Source organism: Rhizobium sp. Leaf262, from assembly GCF_001422245.1.
Taxonomy (GTDB): Bacteria; Pseudomonadota; Alphaproteobacteria; order Rhizobiales; family Rhizobiaceae; genus Agrobacterium.
Window position 1 is genome coordinate 140,171 of record NZ_LMMM01000004.1, and the last position, 12,611, is coordinate 152,781.

10 protein-coding genes are annotated in these 12,611 nt (G+C 59.4%); 3 read left to right on the forward strand and 7 right to left on the reverse strand.

Going from position 1 to position 12,611, the window contains the following annotated elements; genetic code table 11:
- Positions 1 to 101: 101 nt before the first annotated feature.
- From ASF29_RS06300 to ASF29_RS06315, 4 genes are all read right to left on the reverse strand, one after another.
- Complete coding sequence (locus tag ASF29_RS06300; RefSeq protein WP_062449653.1) at positions 102 to 368, reverse strand: usg protein; 267 nt, start codon at positions 366 to 368, stop codon at positions 102 to 104.
- Positions 369 to 530: 162 nt separating this feature from the next.
- Positions 531 to 1,361, reverse strand: coding sequence for an ABC transporter permease (locus ASF29_RS06305; RefSeq protein WP_062449655.1), 831 nt, complete (start codon positions 1,359 to 1,361; stop codon positions 531 to 533).
- On the reverse strand, positions 1,358 to 2,161 hold the full coding sequence (locus ASF29_RS06310) for an ABC transporter permease (RefSeq protein WP_062449942.1): 804 nt from the start codon (positions 2,159 to 2,161) through the stop codon (positions 1,358 to 1,360). The genes ASF29_RS06305 and ASF29_RS06310 overlap by 4 nt, the downstream gene beginning before the upstream one ends.
- Before the next feature lie 117 nt (positions 2,162 to 2,278).
- Positions 2,279 to 3,052, reverse strand: coding sequence for an ABC transporter substrate-binding protein (locus tag ASF29_RS06315; RefSeq protein WP_062449657.1), 774 nt, complete (start codon positions 3,050 to 3,052; stop codon positions 2,279 to 2,281).
- Positions 3,053 to 3,392: 340 nt separating this feature from the next.
- Between ASF29_RS06315 and ASF29_RS06320 the strand changes: the two genes are divergently transcribed.
- A complete protein-coding gene (locus ASF29_RS06320) occupies positions 3,393 to 5,633 on the forward strand; it encodes an OmpA family protein (RefSeq protein WP_062449659.1) in 2,241 nt (746 codons plus the stop codon).
- Positions 5,634 to 5,690: 57 nt separating this feature from the next.
- On the opposite strand, the gene ASF29_RS06325 is transcribed toward ASF29_RS06320, so the two are convergent.
- Complete coding sequence (locus ASF29_RS06325) at positions 5,691 to 6,614, reverse strand: pseudouridine-5'-phosphate glycosidase (protein ID WP_062449661.1); 924 nt, start codon at positions 6,612 to 6,614, stop codon at positions 5,691 to 5,693.
- A gap of 32 nt (positions 6,615 to 6,646) precedes the next feature.
- Positions 6,647 to 7,585: a carbohydrate kinase family protein gene (locus tag ASF29_RS06330; protein ID WP_062449662.1), complete on the reverse strand. Its 939-nt coding sequence runs from the start codon at positions 7,583 to 7,585 to the stop codon at positions 6,647 to 6,649.
- A 247-nt stretch (positions 7,586 to 7,832) separates the two neighbouring features.
- On the opposite strand from ASF29_RS06330, the gene recA reads away from it, so the two are divergent.
- Both recA and alaS read left to right on the forward strand, forming a co-directional pair.
- A complete protein-coding gene (gene recA / locus ASF29_RS06335) occupies positions 7,833 to 8,921 on the forward strand; it encodes a recombinase RecA (protein WP_062449664.1) in 1,089 nt (362 codons plus the stop codon).
- A gap of 191 nt (positions 8,922 to 9,112) precedes the next feature.
- On the forward strand, positions 9,113 to 11,776 hold the full coding sequence (alaS, locus tag ASF29_RS06340; RefSeq protein WP_062449943.1) for an alanine--tRNA ligase: 2,664 nt from the start codon (positions 9,113 to 9,115) through the stop codon (positions 11,774 to 11,776).
- Between the two features lie 172 nt (positions 11,777 to 11,948).
- Here the strand turns inward: alaS and ASF29_RS06345 are convergent, their stop codons facing one another.
- A complete protein-coding gene (locus ASF29_RS06345) occupies positions 11,949 to 12,575 on the reverse strand; it encodes a glutathione S-transferase family protein (protein ID WP_062449666.1) in 627 nt (208 codons plus the stop codon).
- Between the last annotated feature and the right edge of the window lie 36 nt (positions 12,576 to 12,611).

Here is a 12,611-nt window from a genome sequence, read left to right on the forward strand (position 1 = left end):
TTCTGCCAAGGCACCTTTTATAGACAGGTGACCTCGCGAAGGAAGCTCCCCAAGCTCAGTCGCGCCGGACTGCAAATCCGCAGGGTGCGACGTCTGTCTTCTCAGTGAATGATGAACTCGCCTTTCAGCGAGCGCCATTCCTGTGCGGAAATCAGCTGGCGGTGAATATAGCGGACCGAATGCAGCGGACCGTCCAGCTTTTCCTTCCAGAATTTCAGAAAACCGTGCATTTCGGGGAAATCAGGCGCCAGATCGTAGTTCTGCCAGAGGTAGGTCTGCAGGACGATGGGGTGATCCGGCATTCTGTAGATGATTTCAGCAGTCGTCAGGCCATAGCCCTTCAGCATCATTTCCATGTCTTTGTTCATGGTGGCTGCTCCCGTTCTCGCTGGTCGCGATATCATTCGATACCGATGACCATGGAAGCATGACATGATTAACCGAAGCTTGCCAACGGGTGCGTTTTTCACAAAAATGTTATATTTTTCAGTGTGTTAGCATCCGACTGACAAGAGTGCTGCCACGTCGTTTCAGCGCTTGAGATGGCGGGTCAGTCTCGCCTCCAGCCGTGCCCATGTGTGGCGCAGGATTTCGACCATGGAGAGATAGAAGATCGCAGCCCATAGATAGGTCTGGTAGTCGAAGGTGCGGGAGAAGGCATAGCGCGTCTGACCCATCAGGTCGAATACGGTGACGATGGAGACGACAGCAGAGCCCTTGATCATCAGGATGATTTCGTTGCCATAGGGACGCAGCGCCACGATCAGTGCCTGTGGCAGAACGACCTTCCAGAACGTTACGGCCTTGGAAATACCGAGGGATGCGGCACCCTCATGTTGCCCTTTTGGAACGCTCTGGATCGCTCCGCGCAGAATTTCCGCCTGGTAGGCTGCGGTGTTGAGCGTCAGCGACAGGAGACCGCAATACCATGCCTCACGGAAGAACCACCACAGTCCGACCGCTTCCATCTCGGGCCGGAAGCTTCCCAGGCCGTAATAGATAAGGAAAAGCTGTGCCAGAAGCGGGGTGCTGCGAAAGACGTAGACATAGACATAGGCCAGCGAGCCGATGATCCTGTTGTGCGACATGCGGGCAAAGGCGATAGGCAGCGATAGAACGGCCCCGAGGACGACCGATGTGCCCACCAGGGTCAGCGTGGTCAGCAGGCCGTCGAGATAGCGCGGTCCATAGCGGGTGAATTTGTCTGGGTCCCAGTCGGAAACGACGCTGTAGATCAGTCCCACGGCCAGCAGGCACCAGAGTGCGGTGACACTTACGCCGACGACTTTGGCGGTGGAGAGCGCCCTGATTGGTGCGGGTGGAGCCGGGCGTGCGGGAATTAGCTGGTCGATATGGCTCATCGGCGCGCCTCCGAGCGACGAGACCAGCGGTCTATGAAACCAAGGCCAAAGGAGGAAATCAGTGCCAGTATAAGATAAAGAAGACAGGCGATGCCATAGAAGAAGAAGGCTTCCTTGCTGACACGCGCGGCGATGCCTGTCTGGCGCAGGATGTCCGAAAGGCCGATGATCGAGACGTAGGATGTGTCCTTGAGCAGGATCATCCAAAGATTCGTCATGCCGGGCAGGGCGATGCGCACGAGTTGCGGAATGATGATCAGCACCATGGTGCGGCTTCTGGGCAGGCCGAGCGCGTCGCCTGCCTCGTACTGACCCTTGGGTATGGCCCGAAAAGCCGAAAGCAGAACTTCGGACGCGTAGGATGAAAAGACGACGGAGAGCGCGATCATGCCCGCCACGAAGGCGTTGATCTCGATGGGGCCGTCATAACCGATATAACCGCCTATCGATTGCAGCAGCATCTGAATGCCGTAATAGACGATGAACAGAGTCAGCAGTTCAGGCAGGCCGCGAAAGATCGTGGTGTAGATACCCGCTGCCAACCGCAGCGACTTTTCCTGCGATTGCGCCGCCAGTGCGATGAGAAAGCCGATGACAAGGCCAACCGGTAAGGTCGCCAGCGCGACCGATATGGTGATCTTGACGCCGAAGGCGATTTCATCGCCCCAGCCCGCATTGCCGCAGGCCACGAGGGTTCCATCGCCAAAAAGAGAGAAGATGCCGACCGGTCCGCAGAAGGGATCGAAAATATACGTCAGATAGGTCCAGAACGAACCTATGGCGGAAAGTGCTCCGCTCATGCCAATTTCCCCTGCGGACTTTGCCGCGCGTCTCATATTATTTTATGAACTTGTTCTCAAACAAAAATGGCGGAAGGGCAAGCCTTCCGCCACGATATTTCAACAGAACAATCGGCCTTATTTGCCGTAGACGTCGAAATCGAAGTACTTGTCGTTGATCTTCTTGTACTCGCCGTTTGCGCGAATTGCCGCAATCGCTGCTGTCAGCTTGTCCGCAAGTGCCTTGTCACCCTTGCGAACCGCAATGCCTGCGCCCTGACCATTGATGGCTTCATCGACAGGCATGGGAGCGAGAATCTTGCAGCATGCGCCAGCGTCGGACTTGACCCACTCGGACAGTACGACGATGTCGTCGATGACGCCATCGATACGGCCATTGGTGATGTCGAGCTTGTACTCGTCTGCTGTCGGATAGAGCTTCAATTCGGAATCAGCCAGATGCTTTTCGGCGTAGTTGGCGTGGGTGGTGGAACCCTGCGCGCCGATTGTCTTACCCTTCAGGTCTTCAACGGTCTTGACCGGGCTGTCCTTCGGGACGGCGATGGCTGGAGGCGTATTGTAGTACTTCTTGGAGAAGTCGACCTTCTCCAGTCGCTCCGGTGTGATCGACATGGAAGCGACGATAGCGTCGAACTTCTTGGCCTGAAGCGCCGGGATCATGCCGTCCCAGTCGTTGGTGACGAAGGTGCACTCGGTCTTCATCTCGGTGCAGAGCGCCTTGGCAATATCGATGTCGAAGCCGGTCAAGGTGCCGTCTGCTTCGAGAACGTTGAAGGGTGGGTAGGCGCCTTCCGTGCCAATGACCAGCTTGTCCTGAGCCATGGCGGCACCGGAGAAAAGCGACATCGCGGCAATCGATGCAGCAGCAAGCAGACGGGTGGAAATACGCATTTCGATCCTCTCTTTTGGCAGGTCCCGCTTCGGTTTGTTTATGTTTTCCGTGCGGTAAAAGTTTCGCGCGGCGACCGGGCCCGGAACGGGGCGGCAGGCGCGCTTGGCGGATAGTCTTATCCTTGCCTAAAAAATGCAACCCTAATCGTTTCGCAGTGCAACGAACGCCACAAACAACTCACGAAAACGCCTTGATCTGTTCATTTACGGTACAGAAGAGCTTCGTCATCATGGGAACAAGGCTGCCATTCAGGCGTTGTTCAGCGCCCGCATGTGCAGACGCGTTTTTCCAAATGCCGTGAGACAAGCGGTAGAAACTATTTTCAGGTGAGGAACTTTGATGCTGAAGAAAAACAAGCTGCTGACCGGGGTGGTCTTTCCCCTGATGTCGATTGCGATTGTTGCCGAGCCTGCACTTGCGGCTTCTGGCCGTGGCGCAGCCTATTACACGTCCACGCAGCCCGGTATGGTGAGTGGCGAAATGCTGCTGGCGCAGGCAGAACCGCCTGCCGAAGAGGTGCCCAAGAAGCGCAAGGCCGAAGAGCCGCAGCGCGAAGAGCCAAAGGCCGAGCAGCCGCGCGAGCAACAGCCTCGGGCCGAGCAGCGCCAGGAAGAAGCGCCGCGTCCGCGCCGTGAGGCCGCGCCGGAAGCTGCACCCGAGCAGCAGCGCCCGCGTCGCGAAGCTGCACCCGATGCCGCCGAACAGCCGCAGCGCCGACGCGAAGCTGCGCCTGACGCAGCAGAGCAGCCCGCTCGTCCGCGTCGTGATGCCCAGCCAGATGCCGCGCCTGCGCAGGCACAGCCGGAGCAGCAACAGGAACGCCCACGTCGTCCGCAGCGCGACCAGCAGCCTGCTGCAGAGGGTGAACAACGCCCCGATCGTCCACGCCGTGGCGACGCGCAGCCCGACGCAGCCCCTTCCGAGGCAAAGCCGGAACAGCAGACTGAAACACCGCGCCGCCCGCAGCGTGAGCAGCAGCCGGCAGCCGAAGGCACGCAGGCACCAAACGCCGACAGCGAACGCAAGCGCCCGACGCGTGACAATGCGCCCGCAAGTGGCGAAGCCAACCCGGAAAAGCCAGCCGTTCCCGGCAAGAAGCCAGCAGCATCCGAGCCTGAAGCAGGCAAGGCCCCTGTGCCGGTCGAACCGCCGACACCGGGCAAGGCCCCAGCGCCTGCCGAGCAGCCGAACCCGGCTCCAGGCCAGCAGCCGTCAGAACAGCCACGCCCACCGCGTGCACAGAACGGTGAGCCCGCACCTGCACCGGTGCCGACTGCACCTGCGCCCGCACAGGACGGCGCAACAACGGGTCAGGCCCCAGCCGGAGAGCCGGTACCGGATCGCGTGCTTGCTCCGCAGCAGGAAGCCGCACCGACAAGCAAGGAAGATCTGGACAAGGCCCGTGCTATCGCCAAGGACCCCTCCAAATCCGCTGATACAGTGCTTCTGCCCGTCGACAAGGGTGCTGCCGTACTTGACAGCGACAAGGAAGCCTATCGTACCGGCAACCCGCAGAGCCGTGAAGAACGTCGCCGCGAGCGTGAGCAGGTGAAGGACTTCAAGGTGCCGACATCCGACGCCGAAGCCCAGTCCGCTGCCCGCCAGGAAAGCGGAAACACCACAATCAACATCCAGAACATCACCAACGTTCAGGGTGAGCGTATCGACCGCCGTCCGCAGTTCGATCGTCCCGATGGTGTCCGCGAATGGCGTCCGCGTGACATGCCGCGCGACCGCGATATGGGCGATCGCGTCTTCCTGCAGTTCGGCGACCGTGTGGTCGTTCGCGGTAACGATGACGACCGCTTTATCAGCGAAGGCGCAAAGCCGTATTACGAGCGTCTGCCGAACGACCGGTATCGCGAAACCATCGAGCGTTCCGACGGCACGCAGGTCGTAACGATCCGCAACCGTTATGGCGACGTGGTTCAGCGCTCGCGCATCGATGCCCGCGGCCGCGAATATGTGCTGTTCTATGCGCCTGAGCTCGTCGACCAGCCGGACCGTGAATATGTCTATCGCGATCCCGGCCTCGACCTGCCGCCGCTGCGTCTGCGCATTCCGGTCAACGAGTACATCATCGACACTTCGTCCGATGAGGATCGCGACTACTACCGCTTCCTCGAGCAGCCGCCGGTCGAGCCTGTGCAGCGCGTCTACTCGCTCGATGAAGTCCGTTATTCCGCGCGTGTCCGCGACATGGTGCGCCGTATCGACCTCGATACGATCACCTTTGCCACCGGCAGTGCGGAAATTCCGATGAGCCAGGCGCAGTCGCTGCGCAAGGTCGCGGATGCCATGAACAAGGTGCTGAAAAACAATCCGGCTGAAACCTTCCTGATCGAAGGCCATACGGATGCCGTTGGCTCGGATGAAAGCAACCTTGTTCTGTCCGACGAACGTGCGGAGTCGGTCGCCAACGTGTTGACCGAGGTTTACGGCATTCCGCCTGAAAACCTCACGACGCAGGGTTACGGCGAACGCTATCTCAAGGTTCAGACGCTCGGTCCGAACCAGGAAAACCGTCGCGTCACCATCCGCCGCATCACGCCACTGGTTCGCCCGGTCGCCCAGAATTGAGGCCTGATACCCGAGATGAGAAAGGCCCGGAAGCCAATGCTTCCGGGCCTTTCTGTTTTAAACGAGTGCCACGGCGATTTCTGCCGCAAGGCGCGCATTGTTGCGCACCAGCGCAATATTCGTATCGAGGCTGCGGCCTTCGGTGATCTCGAAAATCTTGGACAGGAGATAAGGCGTGACGGCCTTGCCGGCGATCTCGTCTTCTTCCGCGTGGGACAGGGCGCGGGTGATATAGACTTCCATCTCTTCGCGGGAAATTTCGTCTTCTTCCGGCACCGGATTGGCAACCAGCATGCCGCCATCGATGCCAAGCTGTTCGCGTGTAGCCTGGAAGTTGGCGATGGCCGCCGGGCTATTCAGCGAAAGCGGGCTTTTCAGGCCAGATGCGCGCGACCAGAAGGCCGGAAATTCCGTCGAGCCGAAGGTAACGACCGGCACGCCGTTGGTCTCCAGCACTTCAAGCGTCTTGGGAATATCGAGAATGGCTTTTGCGCCCGCGCAGACCACGATGACGGCTGTTCTGGCCAGTTCGGTCAGGTCCGCAGAAATATCGAAGGTTTCTTCCGCACCGCGATGCACGCCGCCGATGCCGCCGGTGGCGAAGACCTTGATGCCCGCATGTTCTGCGGCAATCATGGTGGCGGCGACGGTGGTGGCGCCCGTGCGGCGCTCGGCAATCGCAAAGGCGATATCGGCCCGCGAGACCTTCATGGCATCCTTGGTCTGGGCCAGTGCTTCCAGCTCCTGCTTTTCCAAGCCGATATGCAGTGTGCCGTGAATGACTGCGATGGTGGCGGGAACCGCGCCCTGATCGCGGATGATCTGCTCGACGCTTTCGGCCATCTGGATGTTGCCGGGGTAGGGCATGCCGTGGGTGATGATGGTGGATTCCAGCGCGACGATGGGCGCACCGCGCTGCTTGGCGGCGGCGACCTCTTGCGAATAGGCAATCGGCAACAGGGGGGAAAGGGACTTTGTCATTTTGTTCTTCCGGGTTTATTTCAGGGGTCTGTTCACACCATTTCGGCAGGCGGCACAAGGGCCAGCATGGCATCCAGCGTTTGCGGGTCCAATTCGGACGCTGTCGCGCTGGAAGATTGTACGGTGATGGCGGCAGCGGCTGCGCCCCAGCGAAGCGCCTGCGACGGGGCGTGCCCTTTGATGATTGCGGCCAGATAGCCCGAAGCCATCGCGTCGCCCGCACCGGTCACGTCGCGCACAGCCTCGATCAGGGGCGGGTGGAGGATCGCGGTTTCGTTTTGCGAAAACGCGACGACGTTTCGTGCGCCGCTGGTGATGACACCACCGCGCAGGCCAAGTGCTGCAAGATGCCGGGGCCAGTCGCAAACGTCATCGACCTTCGCCTCCGTCAAAGCCCGCGCCTCGGCCTCGTTCATGAACAGCATGTCGATATCGGCCAAGGCGGGCTTCAGCCGCACCACCTTTGCCGGCGATATGGCAATCGCCGCCAGCGGCTTGCCACAGGCCTTTGCCGCCTTGCCGATGGCGCTCAGCGTATCCTGCGGCAGGTTGGCGTCGCATAAAATGACGTCACTATTCTCTATCGCGTCGCGAACGGCGCGTACTCGCAGGCGACGGGGGGTGAACAGGCGGTAGAGATCCATATCGGCAATGGCGATGACGAGATTGCCGTCGCGCTCCAGAATGGCGGTGTAGCTCGGCGTGCGCCTGTCGAGGAAGGTGAACGGCGTGTCTTCCACGCCAGCCTCGAGTGCCGCCGCCGCAACGGTCTCGCCATTGGCATCACCACCGCGAGGTGCAATCATCCGGGCTGAAAATCCAAGCCGGGCGAGATTTCGCGCCGCATTGAAACCGCCGCCACCAGCTTCTTCCATCCATGAGCCTGGATTGCTGGCACCCATTGCCGTTTCGGTCTCGATCATGCCCCGCCGGTCTATGTGCGCGCCGCCCAGAACGAGTATTTTTGTCACTGCGAAACTTCCTGTTTTGATCGGTCAACCATGCGTCGATTCGTGCCGGGTAGGCTATTCCAACCCTACCTTACGTCCCTGTTTTTCCACAGCGCCAAAAGAAAAACAAAAGTAGAACAAAGGACTTATCCATATTTGTTTTCAATATGATGATGCGCGCTTGTGGAATGAGAACAAATAAAGTACAAAATCGCCACAGAGAGCTTCATTGCCTGTGCGGCTTCAATAACCTAAAGGTGGTTTCCAGATGGCACAAAATTCTTTGCGTCTTGTAGAGGACAAAGCAGTGGATAAAAGCAAGGCACTGGAAGCGGCGCTTTCCCAGATCGAACGGTCGTTCGGCAAGGGATCGATCATGAAGCTCGGTTCCAATGAAAGCATCGTCGAGGTCGAGACCATTTCAACCGGTTCGCTCAGCCTTGACGTCGCGCTCGGTATTGGCGGTCTTCCGAAGGGCCGTATCATCGAAATTTACGGACCGGAAAGCTCCGGTAAGACGACACTGGCTTTGCAGACCATTGCAGAAGCCCAGAAGAAGGGCGGCATCTGCGCCTTCGTGGATGCGGAACATGCGCTTGATCCGGTCTATGCCCGCAAGCTCGGCGTCGATCTGCACAATCTTCTGATCTCTCAGCCCGACACGGGTGAACAGGCACTTGAAATCACCGATACGCTTGTCCGTTCCGGTGCGTGCGACGTTCTCGTTGTCGACTCCGTTGCGGCGCTGACACCACGTGCGGAAATCGAAGGCGAAATGGGAGACAGCCTTCCCGGTCTTCAGGCTCGTTTGATGAGCCAGGCGCTGCGCAAGCTGACCGCTTCGATTTCCAAGTCGAAGACCATGGTCATCTTCATCAACCAGATCCGTATGAAGATCGGCATTTCCTACGGTTCGCCGGAAGTGACGACCGGTGGTAACGCGCTGAAGTTTTATGCGTCCGTTCGTCTCGACATCCGCCGCATCGGCGCGGTCAAGGATCGCGAAGAGGTTGTCGGCAACCAGACGCGCGTCAAGGTCGTCAAGAACAAGATGGCGCCTCCCTTCAAGCAGGTCGAATTCGACATCATGTATGGCGAAGGCGTCTCCAAGACGGGCGAGCTGGTAGATCTGGGCGTGAAGGCCGGTCTGGTCGAAAAGGCTGGTGCGTGGTTCTCCTACAAGAGCCAGCGTCTGGGGCAGGGTCGTGAAAACGCCAAGACCTTCCTCAAGGAAAATCCTGCCGTGGCGGAAGAGATCGAACTGGCGCTGCGCCAGAATGCCGGTCTCATCGCCGAGAAGTTCCTCCAGAATGGTGGACCTGAAGCGGATGCGGATGGGGTTGAACCTGACGCATGATCAGGCCTTTCGAGGCTGAAGTCTTGAGATATTCGGGCGTTTGAAGATCAAAGGTCGTGCGATTGTGTCGCACGGCCTTTATTTGTGCTGTAACCCCGCCCTCTTTGGCTGGACAGGCAGGGTGGTGAGCGATAAAAGCCAGTGTTTTTTATGCTATGGCCGCGGGATCGCGTGGAAATGAAGGACTTCTGATGAGCGGTGTAAATGAAATCCGGTCGACCTTCCTCGACTACTTCAAGAAGAACGGCCACGAGATCGTGCCCTCCAGCCCGCTGGTGCCGCGCAACGACCCGACATTGATGTTCACCAATGCGGGCATGGTGCAGTTCAAGAACGTTTTCACCGGATTGGAAAGCCGCCCATATTCGACAGCCGCCTCGTCACAGAAGTGCGTTCGCGCCGGTGGCAAGCATAACGACCTGGACAATGTCGGCTACACCGCCCGCCACCACACCTTCTTCGAAATGCTGGGTAACTTTTCCTTCGGGGATTACTTCAAGGAAGAGGCGATCAGCCATGCCTGGAACCTGATCACCGGGGAGTTCGGCATTGATAAGAACCGCCTGCTGGTGACGGTCTATCACACCGACGACGAAGCCTTTAACCTGTGGAAGAAGATTGCCGGTTTCTCCGATGACCGCATCATCCGCATTCCGACCAGCGACAATTTCTGGGCCATGGGCGATACCGGCCCCTGCGGTCCATGCTCTGAAATCTTCTATGACCATGGCGATCACATCTGGGGCGGCCCTCCCGGTTCTGCCGATGAGGATGGTGACCGGTTCATCGAAATATGGAACCTCGTTTTCATGCAGTATGAGCAGGTGACGAAGGAACAGCGCATCGATCTGCCGCGTCCTTCCATCGATACCGGCATGGGCCTCGAGCGCATTTCCGCTCTGCTTCAGGGCAAGCACGACAATTACGATACCGACCTCTTCCGTGCGCTGATCTCGGCGTCCGTCGAAGCAACCGGTGTTCCGGCTGAAGGTGCGAACCGCGCCAGCCATCGCATCATTGCCGACCATCTGCGTTCCAGCGCCTTCCTGATTGCCGATGGCGTTCTGCCGTCCAATGAAGGGCGCGGCTATGTTCTGCGCCGCATCATGCGTCGCGCCATGCGCCATGCCGAATTGCTGGGCTCGCGCGAGCCGTTGATCTGGAAGCTGTTGCCAGCGCTCGTTCAGCAGATGGGCCGCGCCTATCCTGAACTGGTGCGTGCCGAAGCGCTGATCTCCGAAACCTTGAAGCTAGAAGAAACCCGCTTCCGCAAGACGCTGGCACGCGGTCTCACGCTGCTGTCTGATGCAACATCCACGCTCCACAAGGGCGACATGCTGGATGGCGAAACGGCTTTCAAACTCCACGACACCTACGGCTTCCCGCTCGATCTGACGCAGGACGCCCTGCGCGCCCGTGAGATCGGCGTCGATGTTGCCGGCTTCACCGACGCGATGGAGCGCCAGAAGGCCGAGGCACGCTCGCACTGGACCGGCTCCGGCGACAAGGCGACCGAAACCGTCTGGTTCGAACTGAAAGAAAAGCACGGCGCGACCGAGTTTCTCGGTTACGATACCGAGACGGCAGAAGGTATCGTTCAGGCCATCGTTAAGGATGGTAAGGCGGTGGATAGCGCCGCCGAAGGCGAAAACGTCCAGATCGTTGTCAACCAGACGCCGTTTTACGGTGAGTCCGGTGGCCAGATGGGCGACACCGGCATCATCGCTTCCGACGACGGCAGCTTTACGGTGTCCGACACCCATAAGAAGGGCGAAGGCCTCTTCGTGCATATCGGCACTGTCGCCAAGGGTGGCATCAAGGTCGGTGATGAAGTTCAACTGACGGTCGATCACGATCGCCGCTCGCGCCTGCGCGCCAACCATTCCGCCACGCATCTGCTGCATGAAGCGCTTCGCGAAGTGCTCGGCACCCACGTGGCCCAGAAGGGTTCGCTGGTCGCGCCTGAACGCCTGCGTTTCGACGTTTCTCACCCCAAGCCCATGTCGGCGGAAGAGTTGAAGATCGTCGAGGATATGGCCAATGAGATCATCCTCCAGAACTCGCCGGTCGTCACCCGCCTGATGAGCGTCGACGATGCGATTGCCGAAGGTGCGATGGCGCTGTTTGGCGAGAAATATGGCGATGAGGTTCGCGTCGTCTCGATGGGCACCGGTATTCATGGCGCGAAGGCCAATCGTCCTTACTCGGTCGAACTTTGCGGCGGCACGCATGTTGCGGCGACTGGCCAAATCGGTCTCGTGCGCGTTCTCGGCGACAGCGCCGTGAGTGCAGGCGTGCGCCGTATCGAAGCGGTCACTGGCGCAGGGGCTTTCGCCTATCTGGCCGAGCAGGATGAGCGCGTCAAGGCGCTGGCGTCGTCGCTCAAGGTTCAGCCCGCCGAGGTCTTGGGCCGAGTCGAGAGCTTGATGGATGAGCGCAAGAAGCTGGAACGTGAACTGGCGGACGCCCGCCGCAAGCTTGCCATGGGTGGCGGCTCAGCGGACGGTTCTGCTGGCGATGTGAAAGACATCGGCGGCGTGAAGTTCCTGGCCCGATCCATGTCCGGTATCGACTCCAAAGACCTCAAGGGACTGGCAGACGACGCCAAGACCAGCCTCGGCTCCGGCGTCGTTCTGCTGATTGCTGTGTCTGACGATGGCAAGGCCAGCGCCGTCGCTGCCGTGACCGAAGACCTGACATCGCGGTTTAGCGCCGTCGATCTCGTGCGCACCGCATCTGCTGCTCTCGGCGGCAAGGGTGGCGGCGGTCGCCCCGACATGGCGCAGGCCGGTGGCCCGGATGGGGACAAGGCCGATGCGGCGATTGAGGCGGTTGCGGCTGCTTTGGTTGGGTGAGCAAACAGACGGCGGGCGTTGTTTTAGAACGTCGCTCGTCATCCTCGGGCTTGACCCGAGGATATAAGGAACCACGAGGGGAAATGTGGTTAGACCCTCGGGACAAGCCCGAGGGTGACGATGGTGGGACTCGAATCTCAGCGACGCCCACGTCTCCCATAAGCTCCTAATTCTACGACGCTGCCTGAAGTTCCTTCGTCGCCTCTTCATCAATCTGGGCGGCACGCTTAAAGGCGGGGCGCGAACTGAGGCGGGCCAAATAATCCACGAATACCTGTCGTTTTTCAATCGAGCCGAATTGTAGACCCCAGCCGATATGCGCGCCGACGTAGACGTCAGCTGCGGTAAAGCTTTCGCCTGCGACGAAAGGATTTTCGCTGACTGCGCGCTCCAGCGTGTTCATTACGTCGCCAAATGCTCCGCAACCTGCCATGCGCAGTTTGTCGGGGGTGATTTCAAAGCCCATAGCCTTGTTGGCCACGGCCATTTCAAGCGGGCCAGCCGCGAAGAACAGCCAGCGGTAATATAGTCCACGGTCCGTGGTCGGTGGTGCAAGATTGGCCTCTGGAAAGGCGTCGGCAAGATAGGCGCAGATGGCGGCACATTCGGTCACGACCGTGGCGCCGTGCCGAATGGCAGGCACCTTGCCCATTGGGTTGATCTGCAGATAGGCATCCGACTTCATCGACGTGCCGAAGCCGAGGATTTCGGTTTTGTACGGCACGCCGGTTTCCTCCAGCATCCAACGAATGATGCGGCCGCGAGACATCGGGTTGGTGTAAAATGTCAGTTCGCCCATTGGTCTTCTCCCTGGTATCGCTCAAATGCCGGTTTG